We start from the raw sequence: 20846 nt of genomic DNA, 5'->3' as shown, positions 1-20846 counted from the left end.
TGATTTCATTCCGGCCATCGAGATATTTCTTGGGGTGCGAGCCCAAAACTTCTTCTACTTCCCTCGGAACGATATTGTGCCGAGCGATATGTGCCTCGATGTCTTCGTTCCATGTCAGCTCATGCCACATCCGCCGGGGTTCCGCCGATCAAAATACGTATCGTACGCGCCAACTAGGCAGTGTTCGAGAGCCGCTTGATTCAACTGTTCGGACTAACCAATCCTTCGCACAATGGTCGCGACTGCTTCTGCCGGAGCATCACACCAGACCCGCACGTCGTTGATCGATACGGCATGTTCCTTTTGCCACGGCCATCTCGGTGCTGAAACAAGCACAGGAGACGCCAGCTCGATATGGATGTTCGTCCCATCGCCATTCCCTAGAATCAATGTATCTACGTCGACAGCGTGCCGCTCATGTGAATAGCCACGCGACTGCACGATGCTCGCGACTGCACTTGGGGCGATACGTGCGATATCTCGCCCCGCATGCCGCAGTACGAGGTCTCCATCAACGAAATGTGGATAGACGAAAGCTGCCCCAAACACGCCCCACAGCAAGACGAGCGAATAGAGGGAAACTACGAGGATGACTGCGCGCAGCCAGACCCACGGCACCAGGAGCTCGATTGCAATGCATTCAATCCCCGTTGCACCTGTAACCGCAGCCGGAATTACCCACCACCCGCGATACGAATCAAGGGCCACTCCCGAGTAGCGTCGTTGTCGCAGAAGCAGCAAGACACCGGTCGTCAGCACCTGAAGCTCCGATTTCACTGCCCGAACTGGCACCAAATCCTTGTCACGATTGGCAAAGAGAAAGAGGCCTGCAAGAAAAAGTTCGAGAGCAATAAATCCCGCGACTATCTCGGATCCTTGTCCGAGCCCAGCGACAACGATGAATAGTTCTACCGCAAGAACAGTGCCGAAGAGTACTGATATAAGGACTGCACGGGCTTTCATCGCCGTATCAACTCCAGAGCCACCACCTGTCCATTATGTGCTGCGATGTCGTTCGGTTGGAGGTCTAAATACCCCGGGGTTAACGTCTCAATAATCCCGTTCATGACGCCGTCGGAATAGGCTGCAAACCACTGTTCCGCGAGCGCATCGCACTTCGGGCCAGGCTCGGTTTCCCCCAGTTGTACCCACAGCTGGTGGTGCTGCCTCACTGCGGAAACACACTCTGCCGAGTAAACGTTGGCTTGGAGCACTCGCCACGTCTGGTCGGTGGCGACCCCCGAATAGGACATGAGATTCCACGCATCGATCTCCTGTGCAATGTCCTGTTCCGACAATCCACCGGCTGCAAGCACCTTCTCCACTTCAGCCATAAGCTCACGAGGTGCCGGCATCGGTGGATTGTCCCTGAGTCGAAGGAGCCGGACACGTTGCTCACCTAGCTCAACAATTTTGCGATCAATTTCGGCAAGTGCGGCATCATACAACTCGTCTTCGGAATCAACGACCACGGATTTGAGCGGAATTCCTGCCACGACCAGTTGTCGAACTTTCACTAGAGCCGCGAGGTCCGCAAGAGAGTAGTCCCGGTACCCATTCGCTTTCCGCTCAGGTTCCGGAACCACACCCTGTTGGTGATAGTGACGAATGGTGCGAACACTACAGCCTAGCGCTCGGGCGACTTCAGAGATCCTCATAAGGCTTTTATAAACTATGACGTCGCGTCAAGGTCAAGGCACGAACGGCTACGGTTTAAAGGTTCACGTATTTTTGCCACATGGTTTCCTACACGTGGCGCAGCCGTATCGACAGCCAACAGGTTGACAACTACGACATCGAGTTTCTCGGTGGTGCTCCGCGCCCAAGGCCTACAACTCACAGACAAATACGTTGCGCGTTGGCAGCTCACGGCACCGTCTAATTGGACAACCTCGCACTTCAGCTTCAGCGCCACGGTGCAGGGTAAGGATAATTGGTCGTCCTCCATCGCGGCTTCAGGCAATCAGCCCACGGGACTCCCTGCGTCAGGACTCGACGCTGGAGTAGATCTCTCCAGCGCATTAGACATCGATTTGGGACGTTGCCCAATGACGAACAGGATGCCCATTCGGTGGCTCGGCCGGCTTGAGGACGACGTTGTCCGCACGCCATTCATCATGGCGTGGATTGATATGCCTCTCTGCGCGTCATCGCAAGCGACCACTACTCTCCCTCAGCAACCAAGAGTTCCGTGCGCTACGAGTCAGGAACACGGGACGTCAACGTCCTCCTCAAAGTCGACGTCAACGGAGATGCCTTCGACTATCCCGCTCTCGCACGGTGAGTCTCGACCGCGCATCACTCCCGGACCCCTCATCGTTAGTGCCGAGTCTAACGAACTTGACAGCAGCAGTTGACGCACAAAAAGAGCAAACGTACAATTTTTTGTACAATCCCAGACGTTAAGGAGATTTACGATGCGCACCATGACTTACTCCGATTCTCGAGCTCATTATGCCGAGGTACTCGATTCCGTCGTGGATGACCGAGAAGAGGTCATCATTACTCGAAACGGCAAAGAATCAGCCGTTATTGTTTCGCTCGATGATTACAACTCACTTCGGGAAACCGCCTATCTTATGCGCTCTCCTGCCAATGCCCGCCGCCTCTTCGATGCAATTGAGCGCCTAGAAAACGGCAGCGGAACCGAGCACGCTCTCGTCGAGGACTAGCCTCCATGAAGCTCGTCTGGGACGACAACGCGTGGGAGGACTACGTATGGTGGCAAACCCAAGATCGCAAGGTCCTCAAGCGCATTAATGCCCTCATCAAGGACATTGAGCGCAACGGAAACGAGGGCATCGGAAAGCCGGAACCGCTCAAACATGATTTTGTAGGCTACTGGTCACGGCGTATCACCGATGAACATCGCCTGGTCTTTAAAGTCACCGACGATGCCGTGCTTATCGCCATGTGCCGTTATCACTACGGGCAATGCTAGCGCGGACGACCATTAGAAATTCAGCAACGCCTTCGTCGCGCGCCGTTCGTCCATGGCAGCGTAAGCCGTAGCGGGATCGGCAAGCGGCAATTCGAGGCCGAAGACCACGCCGGGGTCGATGGTGCCATCCTTGATGAGCTCGATCAGGTGCGGAATGCGCGCGTACTCGGCCCGGGTGCCGACGCCGCCAACCATCTACACGTGCGTGCAGAACGACTGATAGCCCGCCCGGCAGATCTCGCACGTGTTGTCCGAGGCGACGAAGGGCCCAACCACGAGAGCGCCGGCCTTGACGTTCTTGACCTCAGCCCCAACTACTTCAACGACGCCGACGTATTCGTGTCCCATAACGCGATCCTGAATCTCGCCACCGAGGCCACTGTAGGCCCACAAGCCGGAACTGCACACGCGCGTCAGCTCCATCTTGATGATGGCGTCCGTCGGAGCTTCGAGCGTTGGATACTAGCGTTCGACGACGCGGACGAATCCGGCTTCGTGCATGACTACTGCGCGCAAAATGACTTTCTTCTCTATGAGATCGTGGGAGTGTCCCCAGAGGATCCGCGAGACGATACGCTGGCACTCTCACCTCGCGATCGCAGTCTCATGTCCGGCAGTTTTGACGTTCCTGTCTTCATGTCGAGGCGGGGCGCTAAGGTGTAAACCATGAACTTCGACGCCAGCCGCATGCTCTCTTTCGACCTCGAGACCACCTCCGTTAATCCCAAGGAAGCCCGCATCGTCACCTCCGCGCTCGTGCGCATTGATGGACGCGACGTCGACGCGCGCGAGATGCTCGCCGACCCGGGCGTGCCGATCCCTGAGGAAGCCGCCGCAGTCCACGGCATTACAACCGAAAAGGCCCAGGCCGAGGGCCGCCCGCACGATGAAGTCCTCGCCGAAACCGTTTCTGCAATCAAGCAGGCCTGGGCTGATGGACTCACGCTCATCGTCTACAACGCGCAATATGATCTCTCGGTGCTGCGCGCCCTCACCGGCGACTTCACGGTCGACGGCCCGGTCTTCGACCCCTTCGTTATCGACCGCGTCATGGACAAGTTCCGCAAGGGCAAGCGCACTTTGACGGATGTTTCCGCCCATTACGGCGTGGAGATCGGCAATGCGCACGAAGCCACTGCCGATGCCCTCGCTGCCGCCCGCGTTGCTTGGAAGCAGGTCCGCAAGTTCCCGGAGTTGACCGAGATGGACATGGACGAGCTCATGGAATTCCAAGCCGTTAAGTGGCACGAGGACCGTCTGAGCTTTAAGAAGTATCTCGAGGGCAAGGGCCGCGACGCCTCGGACGTTTCCACCGCGTGGCCGATGATTAGCTAAACTTCTCGAATTTCTCGACAGCCCGATTACCAGCAGATTCAGCGCCAAATCAGCCGATTTAACGTTCACGTTCGAGAAAACCTCCCTCCCCAAACGCCGCACGGCTCACCGCCGTGCGGCGTTCCTTTTGTCACGAGCGCGTCCCAATTTCCATAATTCTTGAAGTTTTTTGAATTTTCTGGAATTTTGGAATACATGACCATGACAGACCTCGTACAGCGCCTCGCCGAGGTGGAGCGACGCCTCGATGCTCTGGAGCACAAGCCCTCTGCAAAGCAGCAACCCGCGTCAGCCGACACTTTCTGGCTCCTTGACGCCCTTCAAGCCGGTCCCGAGATCCCGGATGGCTCCGTCGCCTTCGGCGGCGACGTCCAGCTCGGCGGAGGCAGCTACCAATACCAATGGCAGCGCCCCACCCACGCCGTGACAGACGAGCCGTGGACTGACGCCATTACCCGCCTTTCTGCGCTCGCGCACCCCCTGCGCGCGGAAATTCTCCGCCGTCTCCTCGCGGCCCCTGCGACGGCAGCCGACCTCGTGGAGGAGGGCATCGTGAGCTCCACGAGCACCGCCTACCACCATCTCAACGAGCTCAGCTCCGCCGGCTGGATTACCAAAGCCAAAGCGTCCACGTTTGAAATCCGCGCCAGCCGCGTCATTCCGCTGATGACCATCATCATCGCAGGAGAGGACCACTAATGAATAAGCGAATCATTGCATCCGTTGTTGCCGCAGTCTTCGTCGCCGCAGTACTCATCAGCTCCGGGCCCCGCGGAATCGCCACCGAGTCACGTCGTACCGGCACGCTCGACCTCACAAGCCACGCGGAGCGCGGCCATCATCAACTCGCCGCTTTCTTCCTCACCGACGGCACGCCCGAGTTCGGCGGCCTCGGCGCCGACGAGCACACTGAGGTTGAAATCGGCTCCGTGACCAAAATGTTCACCGTCGAAATCACACAGCAGCTTATCGAGGAAGGAGTACTCTCCCGCGACACTCGTGTCGGCGAAGTCCTTGACCTCGGGGACTCCCCCGCCGCCGACATCACTGTCAAGGAACTCGCCACCCACACCTCAGGCCTTCCGCGTCTCGCCAACCCCGACTTCTTTCGCAGTCTCGTCACAATGGTCAGAAACGGAAATCCCTATGCGGGTGAGACAACCGAAGATATTCTCGATGCCGCCCGCACCGCGAAACTCGAAAACCGCGGTACGGAGCAGTACTCCAACTTCGGCTACGCGCTCCTCGGCGCCCTGCTCGCGGAGAAGACCGGCACTCCCTACGAGGAACTCGTGCGCACCCGCATCTTTGAGCCCGCCGGCATGACGGAGTCCTACGTCGCGCTCCCCGGCACCGTGCCTGCCGATGCCCCGCGCGGCCTCGCCCCCAATGGCCGCACCGCCGCAGCGTGGGAGCTCGACGGCGATGCCCCTGCTGGCGGCATTCGATCCACCGCCGCAGACATGGCGAAATTCGCCGCCTGGATGTGCGACCACGGACACTTCGATCTCGGTTGGGAGAAGGAAGACAACAGTGACTGCACCTACTGGCACAACGGCGGCACCGGTGGCTACAGCACGATGCTCATCATCCAGCCCGAGCAGCACCGCGCCGCCTACGCCAGCAATGACGGCATGACCGGCGTCGAAGACCTTGCCCGCGCGCTATTTAAGGAGCACGCATGATGGCCATCGGTATCGCCCTCGCCTACTCAGCAGGACTGCTCTGGAGCACCTGGCGCCTGCGCACGCGGCCGCTATCCCTCCTGAACTTTCTAGCCAACGCGCTCTTCGACATCGCGCTCGCCTTCTATTTCGGCCGCGCGCTCGCCTGGAACCCCGGCGCCCTGTGGGCGTGGTACATCCTCGTCGCCGCCGTAACTCTACGCATCGGCGTTGGTGCCTACCAGCTGTTTTATAAGTCCCCTGCGTCACGCTCAAGCATGCCCGCGACCTCAGCCGCGAAGCGGTAGTCGCGCGCGGCGTCCCGGACGGGCCACGGGTTGATATCGACGTGCGTGACGAGCAGCTCGCGACTATGTCCCAGGCGGTCGACGTGCTGGGCCACGGCGATCGCGGCGGCGCGGGCATCGGTGAAGGTGCGCGGATCGAGTGCCAGGCCCACACGGCGGCTGGCCTCGAGGTGCTCGCCCAAGCCGTCGAGGTTCGCTGGCGTATCGAGTCCCGCGAAGTCGACAAGCAGTGTGCCCGCCGAGGCCAGCGGCCAGAGATTCCCGGCGCGCAGGTAATCCGCGCCGAGCTCCTCCAGCCTCGCGATCGCGACCTCCTCCGGTACTGCCCGGATTGGGTCGAAGTCGGTGGTGCCTGGGATGCGGCCTACGAGGGCATCGGCAAGCTGAGGCTCATCGAGTTGGAGGACAACCTCGGAGTTAAAGCGGCGGGCTACCTCCGCGGAGTGAGCCTGGATGCCTTCGAGGAGCGCAGCATGCAGGTCTTCGCGGGCGCCGCGGTCGGTAATCACGCGGTGGCCGTTAGACAACTCAACAGCGGCGGCGAGTGTCCACGGACCCACGGCCTGGATCTTCACGCGTGGAACATGCTCGCCCCAGACCTCCACGATGGCGTCGAGGTCACGCTCCATGCGGTCCCAGACGCGGCGAGTCTCGCGCTGCGGCCGGGCTGTCATCTGCCACGAGCGCGGGCCACGGTCGACGGTGAGCGCCTCGAGGAGGCCGGCGGTGCGGCCGATAGCATCAGAACCCAGGCCTCGGTCCGGCAGCTGCGGCAGATGCGGAAGGGCGCCGGTCTCCCCCATCACGATATCGGCGGCCTCAGACATGGAAGTGCCCGGCATGGGGCCTAATCCGAAACCGGTCATAGGTGCGCATCCTTTTGTTAGGTTGGTGGCTATGGCTTACGACAGTATCGCAACATGGTGGTTCAACGACGAAACCGACATTCCAGCGGACGTGCCGCTCGTGCCCGGCGAAGAAGCTATCGCCGCGTATACGACGCTGCGCGACGTCGCTGTCTTCACCACGAAGCGGCTCATCGTGCGCGACGCGCAAGGCCTAACAGGCAAGAAGAAGGAAATCTACTCACTGCCGTACTCCTCCATCACGATGTGGTCATCTGAGAATGCAGGCAAGATCGACCTCGACGCGGAACTCGAGTTGTGGACCCGTGCCGGGCGCATCAAGGTCAGCGTAGGCAAAAAGGTCGATGTCCGCGCCTTGGACCAGCTGATCAGCCGCTGCGTGCTGGGAGCTTAGTTAGTCCCGTTGATGGTGCCAGACCCGATAACGATGTCGCCGAGCTCGTCCGGGCTGGGCAGGTAGAGTACGGCGGCCTGACCGCGGGCCACGCCGTCGAGCGGCTCGTCGAGTTCGAGCGTCATCGTGTCATTCGCGCGATCGACGACGGCGTGGCAGCGCACGACGGAGCCGTGGGCGCGGACCTGGACGTCGCAGTCGAACTCGCCGTCCATGGCCGGGTGCAGGTACTTAAGACGGTCCGCGGTGATGCGCGTGACCTTAAGATCCTCGCGGGAACCGACCGTGACGGTGCCGGTGGCGGCATCGATGTCCGTGACGTAGCGCGGGCGACCATCGGCAGCGGGGGCCTTGATATCGAGGCCCTTGCGCTGGCCGATAGTGAAGTTCCACGCACCGTCGTGTTCCTTGAGCTCGTGCCCTTCCTTGTCGATGATCATGCCCGGGCGCAGACCGATCTTGGAGCCCAGGAACGCCTGAGTGTTGCCGTCCGGGATGAAGCAAATGTCGTAGGAATCCGGCTTCGTCGCGGTGGAGAAGCCGTGGCGCTTAGCCTCCTCGCGAATCTGCGGCTTGGGTGTGTCCCCAATCGGGAAGAAACAGTGGTCGAGCTCGTCCTTCGTGATGACACCCAGGACGTAGGACTGGTCCTTGTTTTCGTCGAGGGAGCGACGCATGTAGCCGTCCGAGTCGATGGTGGCGTAGTGGCCGGTCGCGACGGCATCGAAGCCCAGCGCCATGCCCTTGCGCAGGAGGGCTGCGAACTTGATCTTCTCGTTGCAGCGCAGGCACGGGTTAGGGGTCTCGCCGCGGGCGTATGAGTCCACGAAATCGCCGATGACGGCTTCCTTAAACTCCTCCGAGAAGTCCCACACGTAGAAGGGAATGCCCAGCTTGTCGCAGATGCGGCGAGCATCCGCGGAGTCCTCAAGCGAGCAGCAGCCGCGGGCCTTCTCACGGGTTTGCTGTGCGTCCTTGTGCAGCGCGAGGTGCACGCCCACGACCTCGTGGCCGGCGTCCACGGCGCGTGCGGCCGCCACAGAAGAATCGACGCCGCCGGACATTGCTACTAGAACTCGCATGGAGGTCAGTTTATCCCTTAAGGCAAATTATCCCACGACCCCGCCGAACGCTGTGCCGATGCCGTATGTCACCGCCAGGCCGAGCGCGCCACCCAGCACGAGCCGGAGTACCGCGCGCACGGGATCCGTGTCAGAGAGTTTGGCCGAGGTAAAGCCCGTAATCACCAGCGCGAGCAACGTCGTCGCGAAGACGACGAGGGCAGAGTTGGAGGAGAAGAACACTGATGCCAACGGCAGCGCCGCACCGGCCAGGAAGGAAGCGCCCGAAGCCGCGGCTGCCTCCCAGGGATTAGTGAGTTTCTCGCCATCGAGGCCGTACTCAATCTGCAGGTGCGCGGTGAGCGGGTCGCCCTCTCCAATCTCCTGCGCCGCCTTGTGCGCGGTCTTATCCGAAATGCCGTAGCCGGAGAGGATGCCGGCGGTGAGAATGGCGGCATCGGAAGCACCGGAGCCTATAACGCCGAGGAGAAGCGCGGCATTGCTGATGATGCCGTCGTTCGCGCCAAGCACCGCTGCGCGCAAGGAATTAACAGTGACCATGCATTCATTATGCACGACCTATAAGAGCTGGTCTAGGCTTGAAAACCTAACCTAACATGCGTCCGACGAGCCTGCCCTTAGTAAGGTATAGCGCATGGGTAGACAACGCGCGCACTCCTCCGACCCTCGGGTCGGCACCTACGAGATTTCCACGGGCTCGGCTTCCGTCGAAGCCGACCCATTCCGGGAGGGCGCGTATATCCTCAACGTCAACGGCGTGCCGTCCTCGCACATCGTGATCGATGAACCGAAGGAGCTTGAGTTCGAGTACATGCGCTGGATCGCTGCGGCTGTCGAGTCGCTGGCTCCTAGTCGCCGACTCGTCCATCTGGGCGGCGCGGGGTGCTCGCTGGCGCGCTATTTCGCTTCCGTCTGGCCTAACTCGCACAACACCGTGGTAGAGCTTGATGCCAAGCTCGGACAGTTGGTGCGTGAGCTTTTCGATATCCCGTCTGCCCCCACCGTCAAGATCCGCGCCGGGGAGGCGCGCGCGGTGACCTTCGGCTTTCCGCCGGGGCGTTGCGATGTCATCATCCGCGACGTCTTCGCGGGGTCCACAACCCCGCGCCCTCTCACCACGGTCGAGTTCTTCGAGGCGGCTCACTCGGCACTGAGCGCGGGCGGCCTGTATGTCGCGAACTGCGGCGACCACTCCTCGCTGCGGGTGGCGAAGGCGGAGCTGGCCGGCCTGGCGCAGGTCTTCTCTCATGTGGCCGTCATCGCGGATCCGCCGATGCTCAAGGGCCGCCGCTACGGGAACATCATTCTCATCGCCTCCGATACTGAGCTTCCTGTAGAGGGCTCACCGGAGTTTGCGGCGCTTACAAAACCACTGCTCGCCGGCGCCGTGCCCGCGCGTTACGAGGACGAACGCTGGACCCGGAAATTTTTCAAGGGGACGGACGCACTGCGCGATCCCGCCGAGTAGGTTAAGCTCCGGGACGGGGACCACACATTCAAGGGGGATTATCATGGATGACCTCGTCCTTTCGGAGCTCAGCCGCTCGAAGCTGCGCACGCTTGTCAAGAACGGCAAGGCCGTGCCCATCTGCAGAGGCTTGTATCTGAGCCGCACGCCCACAGCGGCGGAGTTAGCTGTCATCCTTCAAGACCGGACGCCGGACCTCGTTCTCACTGGGATCACCGCAGGACAGATAGCTCATGGAAAGCCGCTGACGCTGCCGCTCCACGTCGCGTATTCAGAAACTCTTCCCCACTCGCAGTTCTTCGTTGCGCACCGCACAACGCAGCTTGCGAACGACGTCCACAGCAAGGCACGCATTCACTACCCAATTCTCGCGGTCGCATGCATAGATGACGACGAGCTGGGCCTGAAATACCTCGAGCGCGCATATGCCGGTCAGCCCGGAAAAATCCGGCTCGAAGAGCATATGGAGTCGATTGCTCGCCTCCCGAAACGCTCGCGGGCGCTCCTCGATCGCGCGGCACTCGGGACCGACTCGGGCGCAGAAAGAAGTATCGTTCGCGGATTGCGCGAGCTCGGCCTGCACACTGAATCCAATGTTTTCATCGGCCCCTATCTCTGGGACATCGTGCTGCCCAAATTGGGATTTGCCGTAGAAATCGACGGCTTCGAGTACCACTCCCGGAAACCCGAGACCATTCGCGACGCGTGGAAGACAAACGACGCAGTGCTGCGCGGCTGGCGTCCGCTGCGCTATACGGGAAGCTGTGTGACGTACCACCGCGACGATATCCTCCGGCAAATCTCGACGGCGCTGAATCCCGACTTGGAGGCGAAAGTCCACACACCGGTCCGGCAGTGGCACAGGTGGTTTAGTACGCGGAGCGACCCGTGGGATGTGCATGACTGACGCGAAATAGCCACAACGTCCGAATAAGGAGTCGAAATGTGAAAAATCGAGACCTTATTCGGACGTTGTGGCTATTGTCAGCGCTGCCGTTTAAGCCCCGGCGAGCATCCGGTTCACGGCCGCCGCGACGGCGCCGGAGTCGAGCTGCGGCAACTGCACGCCAGCCTCGCGGGCGGCCTTCTGCGCGTGGTCGACCTCGACGGCGTCGACCTCGGTGTTGGACAGGTGCGCCGCGTTGTCGAGCAGCAGCGCGAGGTCGGAGAGGGTGGCACCGTTCTTCAGCATCTCCTCGAGCTTCTCCTTCGGCAGCGCGTCGTTGGCGATGAGTGCCTTGGCCATATCTGTAAACTGGTCCCCTCCGGCAGCCTCGGTGAGGGCAGGAGCGACGGCGGCGCCGACGGACAAAGCAAGGATGGCAGCAATGACGGCACGTGCGTCGCCGGACAGGTCAACGCCCGGGATGACGAGGTTCTCAAGGATGCCGCCGAAGTCGATGTAGTTACCGGCAGAGAACGTCTCGAGCTGCATCTGGGTGCCATTGAAGATGTTCATATCCACCGGGCCAGTGATGCCGCCCACGCGGCCGGAGTCAGAGCGCTGCCAGAAGGCGATACGGTCCCAGCCGCCCACCGGCTCCGGGGCCTGATCCTGGTACGCGGCGAGCCACAGCGGGAACTCGGAGAACTCCGTCGTGTTGCCCATCTCGTGGAGCCAGAAGTACTTGTACGTGTAGATCATCGGGGTGCGGCCGGTTAGGCGCTGCAGCTCCGAGGTGAAGGTGCGCGTCCAGGCCACGAGCTCGGCCGGGGACTTGCCCTCGGAGACCTCGAGGTCGAGGACCGGCGGCAGGGTCTGGCCCGGGACGAGGGCGAGCTGTGCAGCGAACTCCGCGGCCTGGCGAGCGGGATCCGCTGCTGGGCGGGCGTAGTGGTACGCGCCGACCTTGAGACCGGCCATCTTCGCGGCGTTCGCGTCGCCGACGTAGTGGCTGTTAACCCAGCCTTCGCCCTCGGTGGCCTTGACGAACGCGAAGGACTGGCCGTCCGACTTCACGGCGTTCCAGTCAATGCCGGCGAGCGTGGTGTGCTGGTGTCCAGAGACATCGATGCCGCTGGGTGCAACGAGGCCGCCCAGGTCTTGGGCCTGAGCGACGGTGCTGGAAACGGTGGCTGTGGACAGAGCAAGTGCGGCAGCCGTAAGGGCCGCGACGATACGGCGTGCAGAGATCATGTCTGCGACACTACACATCAATCACACGAGTCACACACACAACACGCGTTACTGCTTTAACTTTTCGGATCGCGCGGCGAGCCACGCGCGCACGGCACGCGCCGCATCCGCAGCCGAGAGCGACGGCACATAGGCGTGGACGACCGCGGCGGCGATAGCAGGCAGCGCCAACTCATCGTCGTACGCGAGGTACCACGCGTGCTCCGTCGGCTGGAACTTGCGCTTGCTCGCGGCGAGCGTGCGGAAGCCGTAGAGCGGCTCCATCTCCTCGCCCACGCGCGAGAGCAGCGCGTCGAGCAAACCGGGCTCGGACGAGCTGCCGGACAGCGGCGCGCCCGAGAGCGAAATCCACTCGCAGCCCTCGGCAGCGGCTTGCAGGAGCGCTTCGGAGATAAGCAGCTCAATGACGCCTTTAAACCCATGCTCGGAACGGCGCATGACGTCGAGCGTGTACCCCGCGATCTCGCCGGAATGGTGGACCGGCAACCATGACGTCACGCCATGCAAAGAACCGTCAGAACCCACGGCGAGCAGCAAGCGGGTACCGGGCACACGCAGCTCCGGCAGCGAGCCCAGAGTAAAGCCCATCTCCGGCAAAGACTTCTCGGAGACCCATTCTTCAGACAGGGCGATAACGGCCGCTTGAAGCTCGAGCGAAAGTTCCGACCACGTCGTCCACATAGTCGTCACGCCTTCTTTGCCGGCCTTGTTGCGCGCGGTACGCACGTTCTGGAACTTCTTGCCTTTAAACTCAGTGTTCTCGGTGGAGAGCACTGCTTCCTCGGCGACTTCGAGGCGGCGGAACCCCGGGCGCTCGAAGGCTTCGGAAACGGAGTACCACGCCGGACGCAGCGAATTCTCACGCGCGAAGGCCTCGAACTCGGCGGCGCAGCCCTCGGTGTCAAGTCCCACAGGCTGGCCCAAGGACAACGCCACCCCTCGGGAGGCGCGGTAGGCCACATACGTATCCCCCTCTTCATTAAAGAAGTAGCGGTTGCCCTCCCACAGAGTCATGAACGACAGGTGGTCGCCAGAGCCGGACTCGAGGATGGCACGCGCGTGAGTGGCATCACCGGAAGGGTCAGCAGGTCGAGCGAATATGCGCCAGCCTTGCCACGCGGCATAGAGCCAGAAGACCGTGCCCACCCACTCGTAGAGCGCCCACGCCGCCGAGGTGCCCGGCACGAGCGCGTACGGCAGGAGCAGCGCAACAACGGGCGGGAAGAAGCGCAACGGCCATTCAAACGCGATAGAGCCGAAGGACGCGTCGTCAAAGGAAGCCCTCAGAAGCCAGGCACCCACGAACCACACGGCGCTCACTACAACGAAAGCGAGCAGGAGGCGCAGCAGTACGCGGAGGACCGAGGCGGAATTCTCGCGCACGCTGAACACGCGGCGGTTCCAGACGAGTACACAAGCACACCCCAGCCACGGCACGAGAACCGCCGCTAGGTTGATGCCGTAGAGCGCCACGCCGTCTTCATCCAAGTCGAAGAGCTGCGTGACGAGCACGGCCATGGCAGCGAATTGAACGAGAAGCGAACCCCACCACGCGGCGAGGCGGCCCTTCCACAGCCCATAACAGAGCACGAGTTGGATGAGCAGCGGGATGAGGTCCGCGACGGCCGGGCCCAGGCCGTAGACACGCGACCAGCTGAGGGCGTCCTGGCACTCCTGCGAGCCGGGCAGGGAGTGGCATAGACCGGCGGTGAGGGCATCGGAAGCACCGCCGGACCACATGAGCTGGGTGACGGGGCTAAACGGGCCCTCGGCGCCAGGATTGAGCGCAACAAAGAGCGGACCGAGCGCAACGATCCCCACCACCAGTGCAGTGAGCACGCGCTTCTCGCTTGCCGATGCCCCCGCGCCGCGGGTTTCCTTCGCCCACCAGGCTCCCGCGGCGATGGATAACACGGCGGCGGTCACGCCGATGACATCGGGAAGCGTGCCCGAATACAAGGCCATGGTGGCGGGCAGCACGAGGATGACTAGGCGCACGCGGCGGCGCCAGAGCCGGGGAAGCCGCGCGGAGGCGAAACCGGCGGTGCCAATGATGAACGCGATGAGCGTCATCCGAGTCGAGCGCAGGAGATCATCGCCCCAGCGGTTGAGACCGGCAATCTCAATGCCCTTGGCAATCACGAGGGACAGCGGCACGACGATGAGCTGGCTTGCCACGCCCACGGCGAGGAAACGTTTCCACCCCAGGGTGCGCTCGGCTGGGATGTCCACGGCGAGGGCAAGCAGCGTAAGCATGAACGCCCCGCCGGCGGTGTGGACGGACAGGTCATCGAGCAGCCCATCCGAGGCACCAAGAATCCACAGAGCCCACACGATGACGATGAGGAGGAGCGTCACTGGGTTGCGACGCAGGAAGGTTTTAGAGCGTGACATCGGAATCTTTCAGTCCGTCGAAGGGGTCGGTCGTTACAGTGAGCCCGCCGCGGCGCGCGGCCCACGCGAAGGCGCGTTGTAGGCCAGGGCGCCACACGTCAAAGGAATGTCCACCTTCGAGCGTGCCGTACCACGCCGGAATTCCGGCGGCACGCGCCTTGGCCGAGAGGTCTGTGAGCGCGCTCTTCGCATGCTCATCCGCGGTGCCCGCGATGAAAACGGCGGCCAGCCCCGAATCCTTGTAGCTGTGTGCGGTAAGCAGGCTAGCGGGGTTTTGTGCTTGGTACTTGGACTCGTCGCCACCGAAGAACTTCTCAACCGTCGCGGCATGCGTGCCGATGGTCGGCTCCGCCTCGCCGGACAGATCGATGACCGAGCCGAATGCGGACGGGTGCGTCGTGGCGATCTGCAGCGTGCACGTGCCGCCGTAGCTCAAACCAGCGACCGTCCAGTGCTTCTGATCCGCATCCACGCGGAAGTCTGCCTTAATCGTGTTCGGCACGTCCGTCGTGAGGTACGTCATCACTGTGGCGACCGAAGAGTTGGCGCAGATGGGGTTGGCGTTCTCGGAGCCTGTGGCATCGACAGCGATGACGATCGGGCTTACTCCCCCGTTGGCGGCCTGGAAGCGGTCCGCGGTCTGCGCTGCCTCACCGGAGCCGAACCACTGCTCCGGTCCGCCGGGGTTGCCGTGGAGCAAGACGATAACCGGCAACGTGGCGTTCGACGTGAAATACGCCGGCGGCAGATACGCCGTGGCGTCGCGCGAGGTGAATCCCGAGACCGCGGAGGACACCGGGAAGGTAACGAGCGCGCCGTGGGCGCCGTCCGTCGCCGACGCAGCCTTGACCTGATCGAGCGTCATCTCCGGAGCTACGGGCTGCGGGTCGAGCGAGGCGACCGTGGGATACGTGCCGTATTCCATGTTGGCCAGGCCCGCGGTGGACACGGCGGAGACGACGGCGACGAGCGCGAGGAGCACGCGCAGGCGCGGCAGGACGGCCACGCCCACGAGCGCGAGCACCGAGACGAGCCCAGCGGCGAAAAGGTAGAGGGGAATATCCCAATGGCGGAGAATAAACCATGCCGCGGAGACAGCGGCGAGCGCCACGGCGAGGGTAAGGCCCGTGCGGTGCCACCGCTTCCAGCCGGCCCAGAGGACGACATCCGCGCCGAGGACAAGTAGCACCACGTAGATGACGCCCGCCGCGGTTCCCGTGAGCGGAATCTCCCGCACAAAATCGATAACTGATTGCACGAGATAACAGTAGTTCCCGCCTGCTGGAACGTTACGGGCGAAAGCCCACGAGTTTCCTACTTATACGCTGCGAGCTCGCTCCACGATGCTGGGAATTTCCTGACAGGCAGCATCCACGTCCGCCTGCGTGGTGCCGGGGCCGAGGGTAAACCGCAGACTACCGGAGTGGTCCTGGTCGATCCCCATAGCTTCGAGGACGTGCGAGGGGCGGTACACGCCGGCATGGCATGCGGAGCCTGCCGATGCCTCTATCCCCGCAGCGTCGGCCAGCATGAGCAAGCTATCCGAGTCCGTGCCCGGGAACGTGAGATGCAGGTGGCTGGGCAACGCCGGCTCATGCGTGTTGCAGATCGCGTCGGGCACGGCGGCCAATAGGCGATCGCGGAGAGCGTCGCGCAGTACGCGCACGCGGGCGGCCTCGGACTCGAGCTCGGCGAGCGACTCGTGGAGCGCGGCCGCCGTCGCAGAAGCGGCTGCCACGTCGACGGTGCCGGGGCGGATGCCGCGCTCTTGTCCCCCGCCGTAGGCGATGGGCTGCGGTGCCGGCGAGCGGCGCGCGAGCAGAAGGCCTGCGCCACGCGGACCGCCGAACTTGTGGGCACTGGCGGCCAACGTTGAGGCACCCAGCGCGTGGAAGTCGATAGGCAGCTTGCCCATGACTTGAACGGCGTCGATGTGGACGGGGGTCTCGCCCGCCCGGTCGATGACTTCTTTGACGGGCTGGAGGGCGCCGGTCTCATTATTGGCCCACATGCACGTCGCCACGGCAGCGGGGGCGTCGAGCGCCGCGAGGTCGCTCAGATGGCCGTCGTGGCCGACGGGCAGCAGGTCAACGGTCGCACCTTCCTTAGCGAGGGCGGCAACGGTCTCGAGGACACCAGGGTGCTCGATGGGCGTGGAGACAACGCGCGCCGGCGCACCGGCAGCCACGCGGGCGCGATAAAGGCCCTGGATGCCGATGTTGTCCGCCTCGGTGCCAGACGAGGTGAAGATGACCTCGATGGGCTCGCAGCCGAGGTCGGCGGCGATGGACTCACGGGCATCGTCAAGCACACTGCGCGCGCGGCGGCCCGAAGCATACGTCGCGCCGGCGTTGAGAGCGCCCGACGCGGCGACCCAGGCGTCCACGGCCGCTTGGCGCATGGGCTGGGTCGCCGCGTAGTCGAAATAGTGTGACATTAGCCGCGACGCGAGTTGATCTCGGCGGTAAGCGCCGGGGCGATCTCGTGGAGGTCACCCACGACGCCGAGGTCAGCGATCTCGAAGAAGGGCTCGTCCTGGTCCTGGTTGACCACGACGATGGTGCCCGAGGTACGCATGCCTGTGAGGTGCTGGATGGCGCCAGAGATGCCGAGTGCAATATAGAGATCCGGCGAGACGGTGACGCCGGTCTGGCCGACCTGGTGCGCGGGGTCGTAGGCGCCGTTGTCCACGGCGTCGCGGGTGGCGCCGACGGCGCCCCCGAGGGCATCGGCAAGCGGCTCGACAACTTCGGCGAACTTGTCGCCAACGCCGCGGCCGCCGGAGACAACGACCTTGGCGGCGGTGAGTTCGGGGCGCGCGGAGTGCTCGGCGGGCTTAAAACCGGTGACGGTGACGTCGCGCTCGGTGGCGCCCGGCAGCGGCATGGGGGCGAGCTCGCCCGCGGCCGGCTGCGGTTCGGCCTTGATGGCGCCGGGGCGCACGGTAAAGACCGGGCAGGCGCCCGCGGCGGTGGAGGTCGCCTGGAAGGTGCCACCGAAGATGACGTGGGTGGCGGAGTGATCCGGGTTGATGGCCGTGACGTCCGCGAGGACGCCGGAGGCCAGGCGTGCGGCAACGCGGCCGGCAATCTCGTTGCCGGTGGGCGTCGCGGCGATGACGATGGGCGCGGGGTTCGCGGCGCCGAGGGCGTGGAGGGCGTCGACCTCGGGTGTGATGAGGCGCTGGCCGTAGTCGGCCGTGGTGGCCTCAACGACCTGGGCGGCGCCGAGCTCGGCGAGCTCCTTCTCAAATCCTGCAGGCGAGGCGGAGACGACGACGGCAGAGACGACGCCCAGCGGGCGGGCGGCGGTGATGAGCTCGGCGGTGACCGGTGAAAGCTGGCCCGCCTCGTGCTCGACAAGAACGTAAACGTGCGACATGGTGGGTGCTCCTTAAATGAGGTTGCGGGCGGCGAGGAAGTCGGCGATCTGGCTGGCGGCCTCTTCGGCGGAGACGCCGGAGATGACCTCGCCGGCGGTGCGCGGCGGCAGTTCCTGGGAGTCAGTGACCTGAGTGGCCGGCGCAATGGCGTCGATGCCAAGGTCTGCGACGGACCACTCGGTAACCTCGGCCTTCTTCGCGGCCATAAGGCCCTTGAAGTTGGGGAAGCGCGGCTTGTCCGCCTTGTCTGTAACGGTGACGAGAGCCGGCAGGGCGGTCTCGATTTCCCACGTACCGCGGGCGTCCTCGCGGGTACCGGTGAGCTTGTCGCCGGTGAAGTTCAGGGTCTTCACGCCGGTGAGCGCGGGCAGCTGGCGGTACTCGGCGAGCAGGCCTGCGAGCAAACCGGTCTGGGAGTCCGAGGCCTGGGAGCCGGCGACGACGATCTGGACGGGGTCGGTCTCGGCGAGCTTGGTGAGCGCGGCGTTCAAGGTCCAGGCGGTGGAGAGTGCGTCAGCGCCAGCAAGCTGATCGTCCACGACGTGCACAGCGGCGTCCGCACCCATGGCGAGCGCCTTGCGCAGAGCTTCGTCGGCTTGGGCCGGGCCCATGGTGAGAGCCACGACGCGGAAGCCGGCGTCCGGATTGTTTTCGCGCAGGCGAAGGGCCTGCTCGACGGAGAATTCGTTGACCTCGTCGATGACGTTGTCCACGTCGCGGTTAATCCGGTGATCCTCCCCCAGTGTCTTCGTCGACCAGGTATCCGGTACGTGTTTGACCAGCGCCACGATGGTTGGCATGTGTCGTGTCCCTTTCCGTCATGCGTGTGTTATGAAAGTTAGCTAAACCTTGCTCGATGATACTCGGGGGCCGCAGATAAATGCGACCTGCCGCGAACTTCCGGCGGCCGAGCCCGCGAGGCCGTCGTCGACGCGCGCCACCACCACCGTGAGCGCTGCGGGGCCCCGCAGCTTGAGCTTCTTGCGGAGCTGGTCTGGGTCGACGTTCACGCCACGCACGAGGATTTCCGCGCGGCCACAGTCGTACGAAGCGAGCGCGGCCTTGAGCTTCTTGAGGGGGACCTGCTCGATGAATTCAAATCCCGAGGTGCCCGTGGGCAGCCGGTCGCCGGTGAGGTAGGCCAAGTGCTCGTCGAGCTGCCAGAGCCCCTCGCGCGCGGCGTAATGCTGGACGAGCCCGGCGCGGATGATGGCGCCGTCGGGCTCGAGGATGAAGCGGCCGGGCTCGCCGGGCGCGGGTGGATCGACGGGCGCGTCCGTGACGATGTCCGTGTGGCCGTCGCGGAGGATGACCGCGCGGCGGCGAGCGGCGGCGAGGTCCGGCGTGTAGAGGCAGGCCTCCTTGACGCCGCCGTCGACGGAGACGATGTCCACGCCGCCGTCCCACTCGGAGAAGTCGAGGCCCGGCGCGCACTTGATGGCCAGGGGACGGCCGGGGTACGCGGCGACGAGGTCTGGCAGCGGAGGAAGAAGCTTGGCGGGGTCGGTAATGCGGCGCCCACCCGCGCGACGGGCGGGGTCGGCGACGACGACGCCGGAGTTGGTCACGGGTGCCAAGGCATCCGCGCGGACGAACCAGCCGTCGGGCACGTTGTGGCGGGCCATGGCCAAGCGTGAGGCGTCGAGGTCGGAGCCGACATAGTCAATTCGGGCAGTGCGAAGCAATGCCCCCTCAGTGCCGATGGAACAGGTGACGTCGTGGACGAACTCAACGCCGAGCGCAGCCAAGTGCTGGGCGCGGAAGGACGCGACGGCGGGTGGGGTGGCTTGTTGGACCGAGGTGGCATCGGCAAGCCAGTGAGCAGGGAGCTTGCCCGAGCGGCGGGCCTGGAGGAGCTCGGCGACGGCGCGGGCGTGCTCGCCGTAGAGCCCGCGGAGGAACTCCACGTCCTTGAGCTGGGTCTTGGGAGTGAGTTCAAGATCGTGGTCGAAGGTGTGGGCCGCGAGGAAGGCGACCTCGTCGAGGGTAAAACTCATATGCGGTCCACCGGGTTGGTCTCGAAGTAGTCGCTGTAGTGTGGGTCGTCGACTGGGTCGCCGATGACGGGGCGCAGGTCAGCATTGGCCGCGGCCTTGATCACGCCGGAGACGCTGTCGTGCTCCGCGAGGCGGGCAAGCTGGCGCCACGTGGGCAGGGCAAGGCGCACGAGCCCGGCGCGCCATCCGTCGAGGAGGAGCTGGGGCGGGAACCAGTTGGCGTCAGCGGCTTCAAAGGTCGTGGCGTCCGGCTCCTGGCCCGGAGGCAGCGTCGCGATAAAGAAGAACGTGTCGAACCACTGGCCTTTATCGACGCCCGCCCAGCGCGCCCAGGGGCGCAGCATATCTGCGTCGAGCTTGAAGCGGCGGCGCGAGAGGAACTCTGTAAAGGAGATGGTGTGGTTTTCGAGCTCAAGGCGCTCGTCGTGATAGCGGCGCGCATCCTCGAGAACCTCGCCGGACAGGCCGCGCACCAGAAGCGTGCCGGCCTCCTCAAAGAGCTCGCGGGCAGCGGCGAAGACGAGGGCGTGCGTCTTGTAGCGGGTCACGCCCATCTTGCGGGCCATGGAAATGGTGGACGCGCCGGACCACAGCTCGCCGGAATCCCACGTGCGCGGCGGGAAGTCGCGGGGGTCGACGCCGCCGCCGGGGAATACGACATGCCCCGGATAATTGCGCATGGTGGACACGCGTTCTTGTACCCAGACCTCGAGTCCGTCCTCGCCATCGCGAACGATAAGGACGGTGGCAGCCAGCTTGCCGCCGTTGAAACCGGTATGGTCCGCGTGGTCGATGGCGTCGTGCTCACCGACGCCATCACGGAAATAAGTCCGGTTAGGGTCCCGATAGGTTGGCATAGTGAAGCCAGATTACCGCAA

The 20846-nt window shown here is 63.6% G+C and carries 25 protein-coding genes; 10 read left to right on the top strand and 15 right to left on the bottom strand.

Annotated features, from left to right (window positions below; all coding sequences use genetic code 11):
- Positions 1–213: 213 nt before the first annotated feature.
- Both HMPREF3227_RS00700 and HMPREF3227_RS00695 read right to left on the bottom strand, forming a co-directional pair.
- On the bottom strand, positions 214–963 hold the full coding sequence (locus HMPREF3227_RS00700) for a hypothetical protein (protein WP_066491022.1): 750 nt from the start codon (positions 961–963) through the stop codon (positions 214–216).
- Positions 960–1658 carry a helix-turn-helix domain-containing protein gene (locus HMPREF3227_RS00695; protein ID WP_066509443.1) on the bottom strand — a complete coding sequence of 233 codons (699 nt, stop codon included), beginning with the start codon at positions 1656–1658 and terminating at the stop codon, positions 960–962. The genes HMPREF3227_RS00700 and HMPREF3227_RS00695 overlap by 4 nt, the downstream gene beginning before the upstream one ends.
- 150 nt (positions 1659–1808) lie before the next feature.
- On the opposite strand from HMPREF3227_RS00695, the gene HMPREF3227_RS13935 reads away from it, so the two are divergent.
- From HMPREF3227_RS13935 to HMPREF3227_RS00685, 3 genes are read left to right on the top strand one after another with little or no spacing between them, the layout of a single operon-like run.
- On the top strand, positions 1809–2357 hold the full coding sequence (locus tag HMPREF3227_RS13935) for a putative glycolipid-binding domain-containing protein (protein WP_196131145.1): 549 nt from the start codon (positions 1809–1811) through the stop codon (positions 2355–2357).
- Between the two features lie 60 nt (positions 2358–2417).
- A complete protein-coding gene (locus tag HMPREF3227_RS00690) occupies positions 2418–2672 on the top strand; it encodes a type II toxin-antitoxin system Phd/YefM family antitoxin (RefSeq protein ID WP_066491016.1) in 255 nt (84 codons plus the stop codon).
- Between the two features lie 5 nt (positions 2673–2677).
- Positions 2678–2941, top strand: a complete 264-nt coding sequence (locus tag HMPREF3227_RS00685) for a Txe/YoeB family addiction module toxin (RefSeq protein WP_066491014.1) — start codon at positions 2678–2680, stop codon at positions 2939–2941.
- 12 nt (positions 2942–2953) lie between these two features.
- Here HMPREF3227_RS00685 and HMPREF3227_RS00680 read toward each other — a convergent pair whose 3' ends face one another.
- A complete protein-coding gene (locus tag HMPREF3227_RS00680; protein ID WP_066491012.1) occupies positions 2954–3136 on the bottom strand; it encodes a hypothetical protein in 183 nt (60 codons plus the stop codon).
- Entirely contained in the window at positions 3137–3373 is a 237-nt protein-coding gene (locus HMPREF3227_RS00675; RefSeq protein WP_369814841.1) for an alcohol dehydrogenase catalytic domain-containing protein, read from the bottom strand.
- Positions 3374–3607: 234 nt separating this feature from the next.
- Here HMPREF3227_RS00675 and HMPREF3227_RS00670 point away from each other — a divergent pair, with 234 nt between their 5' ends.
- The 4 genes from HMPREF3227_RS00670 to HMPREF3227_RS00655 all read left to right on the top strand — a co-directional run bounded on the left by HMPREF3227_RS00670 (position 3608) and on the right by HMPREF3227_RS00655 (position 6248).
- On the top strand, positions 3608–4276 hold the full coding sequence (locus HMPREF3227_RS00670) for a 3'-5' exonuclease (protein WP_066491007.1): 669 nt from the start codon (positions 3608–3610) through the stop codon (positions 4274–4276).
- Positions 4277–4477: 201 nt separating this feature from the next.
- The gene (locus HMPREF3227_RS00665) at positions 4478–4975 is read left to right on the top strand and encodes an ArsR/SmtB family transcription factor (protein WP_066491127.1); all 498 of its coding nucleotides are present in this window, start codon (positions 4478–4480) and stop codon (positions 4973–4975) included.
- On the top strand, positions 4975–5961 hold the full coding sequence (locus HMPREF3227_RS00660) for a serine hydrolase domain-containing protein (protein WP_066491004.1): 987 nt from the start codon (positions 4975–4977) through the stop codon (positions 5959–5961). The genes HMPREF3227_RS00665 and HMPREF3227_RS00660 overlap by 1 nt, the downstream gene beginning before the upstream one ends.
- A complete protein-coding gene (locus tag HMPREF3227_RS00655; protein ID WP_141628778.1) occupies positions 5958–6248 on the top strand; it encodes a hypothetical protein in 291 nt (96 codons plus the stop codon). The genes HMPREF3227_RS00660 and HMPREF3227_RS00655 overlap by 4 nt, the downstream gene beginning before the upstream one ends.
- Here HMPREF3227_RS00655 and HMPREF3227_RS00650 read toward each other — a convergent pair.
- Positions 6191–7114, bottom strand: coding sequence for a uroporphyrinogen decarboxylase/cobalamine-independent methonine synthase family protein (locus HMPREF3227_RS00650; RefSeq protein ID WP_066509431.1), 924 nt, complete (start codon positions 7112–7114; stop codon positions 6191–6193). The two genes, HMPREF3227_RS00655 and HMPREF3227_RS00650, sit on opposite strands and share 58 nt — an antisense overlap.
- Positions 7115–7145: 31 nt before the next feature.
- On the opposite strand from HMPREF3227_RS00650, the gene HMPREF3227_RS00645 reads away from it, so the two are divergent.
- Positions 7146–7508 (top strand): PH domain-containing protein, encoded by a 363-nt coding sequence (locus HMPREF3227_RS00645; RefSeq protein WP_066490995.1) that lies wholly within the window; start codon positions 7146–7148, stop codon positions 7506–7508.
- Here HMPREF3227_RS00645 and mnmA read toward each other — a convergent pair.
- Complete coding sequence (mnmA, locus tag HMPREF3227_RS00640; RefSeq protein WP_066490989.1) at positions 7505–8590, bottom strand: tRNA 2-thiouridine(34) synthase MnmA; 1086 nt, start codon at positions 8588–8590, stop codon at positions 7505–7507. The two genes, HMPREF3227_RS00645 and mnmA, sit on opposite strands and share 4 nt — an antisense overlap.
- Positions 8591–8617: 27 nt before the next feature.
- Positions 8618–9130: a VIT1/CCC1 transporter family protein gene (locus tag HMPREF3227_RS00635; protein ID WP_066490987.1), complete on the bottom strand. Its 513-nt coding sequence runs from the start codon at positions 9128–9130 to the stop codon at positions 8618–8620.
- Positions 9131–9224: 94 nt separating this feature from the next.
- Here HMPREF3227_RS00635 and HMPREF3227_RS00630 point away from each other — a divergent pair, with 94 nt between their 5' ends.
- On the top strand, positions 9225–10058 hold the full coding sequence (locus tag HMPREF3227_RS00630) for a spermidine synthase (protein WP_066490983.1): 834 nt from the start codon (positions 9225–9227) through the stop codon (positions 10056–10058).
- 43 nt (positions 10059–10101) lie between these two features.
- Positions 10102–10965, top strand: coding sequence for an endonuclease domain-containing protein (locus HMPREF3227_RS00625; RefSeq protein ID WP_066490976.1), 864 nt, complete (start codon positions 10102–10104; stop codon positions 10963–10965).
- A gap of 90 nt (positions 10966–11055) precedes the next feature.
- Here HMPREF3227_RS00625 and HMPREF3227_RS00620 read toward each other — a convergent pair whose 3' ends face one another.
- The 8 genes from HMPREF3227_RS00620 to HMPREF3227_RS00585 are packed head-to-tail and all read right to left on the bottom strand — an operon-like array spanning position 11056 to position 20825.
- Complete coding sequence (locus HMPREF3227_RS00620; RefSeq protein WP_066490973.1) at positions 11056–12195, bottom strand: glycoside hydrolase family 25 protein; 1140 nt, start codon at positions 12193–12195, stop codon at positions 11056–11058.
- 48 nt (positions 12196–12243) lie between these two features.
- Positions 12244–14589 (bottom strand): bifunctional lysylphosphatidylglycerol flippase/synthetase MprF, encoded by a 2346-nt coding sequence (locus HMPREF3227_RS00615; protein WP_066509428.1) that lies wholly within the window; start codon positions 14587–14589, stop codon positions 12244–12246.
- Complete coding sequence (locus tag HMPREF3227_RS00610) at positions 14576–15847, bottom strand: alpha/beta hydrolase (protein ID WP_066490963.1); 1272 nt, start codon at positions 15845–15847, stop codon at positions 14576–14578. Before HMPREF3227_RS00610 ends, HMPREF3227_RS00615 begins: the two co-directional genes overlap by 14 nt.
- Before the next feature lie 60 nt (positions 15848–15907).
- Positions 15908–17026: a cysteine desulfurase family protein gene (locus HMPREF3227_RS00605; RefSeq protein WP_066509425.1), complete on the bottom strand. Its 1119-nt coding sequence runs from the start codon at positions 17024–17026 to the stop codon at positions 15908–15910.
- On the bottom strand, positions 17026–17970 hold the full coding sequence (locus HMPREF3227_RS00600) for an electron transfer flavoprotein subunit alpha/FixB family protein (RefSeq protein ID WP_066490961.1): 945 nt from the start codon (positions 17968–17970) through the stop codon (positions 17026–17028). Before HMPREF3227_RS00600 ends, HMPREF3227_RS00605 begins: the two co-directional genes overlap by 1 nt.
- Positions 17971–17982: 12 nt before the next feature.
- Entirely contained in the window at positions 17983–18771 is a 789-nt protein-coding gene (locus HMPREF3227_RS00595; RefSeq protein ID WP_066490956.1) for an electron transfer flavoprotein subunit beta/FixA family protein, read from the bottom strand.
- Between the two features lie 42 nt (positions 18772–18813).
- Positions 18814–19968, bottom strand: coding sequence for a THUMP-like domain-containing protein (locus HMPREF3227_RS00590; protein ID WP_066490951.1), 1155 nt, complete (start codon positions 19966–19968; stop codon positions 18814–18816).
- The gene (locus HMPREF3227_RS00585; RefSeq protein WP_066490937.1) at positions 19965–20825 is read right to left on the bottom strand and encodes an NUDIX hydrolase; all 861 of its coding nucleotides are present in this window, start codon (positions 20823–20825) and stop codon (positions 19965–19967) included. The genes HMPREF3227_RS00590 and HMPREF3227_RS00585 overlap by 4 nt, the downstream gene beginning before the upstream one ends.
- Positions 20826–20846: the final 21 nt, after the last annotated feature.

The organism is Corynebacterium sp. CMW7794 (assembly GCF_001563605.1).
Classification (GTDB): domain Bacteria; phylum Actinomycetota; class Actinomycetes; order Mycobacteriales; family Mycobacteriaceae; genus Corynebacterium; species Corynebacterium phoceense.
This window is presented reverse-complemented; position numbering and strand designations above follow the sequence as displayed.

Coding starts and splice junctions, on each gene's coding strand:
- HMPREF3227_RS00700 (WP_066491022.1), bottom strand. CDS start 963: ATGAAAGCCCGTGCAGTCCTTATATCAGTACTCTTCGGCACTGTTCTT.
- HMPREF3227_RS00695 (WP_066509443.1), bottom strand. CDS start 1,658: ATGAGGATCTCTGAAGTCGCCCGAGCGCTAGGCTGTAGTGTTCGCACC.
- HMPREF3227_RS00690 (WP_066491016.1), top strand. CDS start 2,418: ATGCGCACCATGACTTACTCCGATTCTCGAGCTCATTATGCCGAGGTA.
- HMPREF3227_RS00685 (WP_066491014.1), top strand. CDS start 2,678: ATGAAGCTCGTCTGGGACGACAACGCGTGGGAGGACTACGTATGGTGG.
- HMPREF3227_RS00680 (WP_066491012.1), bottom strand. CDS start 3,136: ATGGTTGGCGGCGTCGGCACCCGGGCCGAGTACGCGCGCATTCCGCAC.
- HMPREF3227_RS00670 (WP_066491007.1), top strand. CDS start 3,608: ATGAACTTCGACGCCAGCCGCATGCTCTCTTTCGACCTCGAGACCACC.
- HMPREF3227_RS00665 (WP_066491127.1), top strand. CDS start 4,478: ATGACAGACCTCGTACAGCGCCTCGCCGAGGTGGAGCGACGCCTCGAT.
- HMPREF3227_RS00660 (WP_066491004.1), top strand. CDS start 4,975: ATGAATAAGCGAATCATTGCATCCGTTGTTGCCGCAGTCTTCGTCGCC.
- HMPREF3227_RS00655 (WP_141628778.1), top strand. CDS start 5,958: ATGATGGCCATCGGTATCGCCCTCGCCTACTCAGCAGGACTGCTCTGG.
- HMPREF3227_RS00650 (WP_066509431.1), bottom strand. CDS start 7,114: ATGACCGGTTTCGGATTAGGCCCCATGCCGGGCACTTCCATGTCTGAG.
- HMPREF3227_RS00645 (WP_066490995.1), top strand. CDS start 7,146: ATGGCTTACGACAGTATCGCAACATGGTGGTTCAACGACGAAACCGAC.
- mnmA (WP_066490989.1), bottom strand. CDS start 8,590: ATGCGAGTTCTAGTAGCAATGTCCGGCGGCGTCGATTCTTCTGTGGCG.
- HMPREF3227_RS00635 (WP_066490987.1), bottom strand. CDS start 9,130: ATGGTCACTGTTAATTCCTTGCGCGCAGCGGTGCTTGGCGCGAACGAC.
- HMPREF3227_RS00630 (WP_066490983.1), top strand. CDS start 9,225: ATGGGTAGACAACGCGCGCACTCCTCCGACCCTCGGGTCGGCACCTAC.
- HMPREF3227_RS00625 (WP_066490976.1), top strand. CDS start 10,102: ATGGATGACCTCGTCCTTTCGGAGCTCAGCCGCTCGAAGCTGCGCACG.
- HMPREF3227_RS00620 (WP_066490973.1), bottom strand. CDS start 12,195: ATGATCTCTGCACGCCGTATCGTCGCGGCCCTTACGGCTGCCGCACTT.
- HMPREF3227_RS00615 (WP_066509428.1), bottom strand. CDS start 14,589: ATGTCACGCTCTAAAACCTTCCTGCGTCGCAACCCAGTGACGCTCCTC.
- HMPREF3227_RS00605 (WP_066509425.1), bottom strand. CDS start 17,026: ATGTCACACTATTTCGACTACGCGGCGACCCAGCCCATGCGCCAAGCG.
- HMPREF3227_RS00600 (WP_066490961.1), bottom strand. CDS start 17,970: ATGTCGCACGTTTACGTTCTTGTCGAGCACGAGGCGGGCCAGCTTTCA.
- HMPREF3227_RS00595 (WP_066490956.1), bottom strand. CDS start 18,771: ATGCCAACCATCGTGGCGCTGGTCAAACACGTACCGGATACCTGGTCG.
- HMPREF3227_RS00590 (WP_066490951.1), bottom strand. CDS start 19,968: ATGAGTTTTACCCTCGACGAGGTCGCCTTCCTCGCGGCCCACACCTTC.
- HMPREF3227_RS00585 (WP_066490937.1), bottom strand. CDS start 20,825: ATGCCAACCTATCGGGACCCTAACCGGACTTATTTCCGTGATGGCGTC.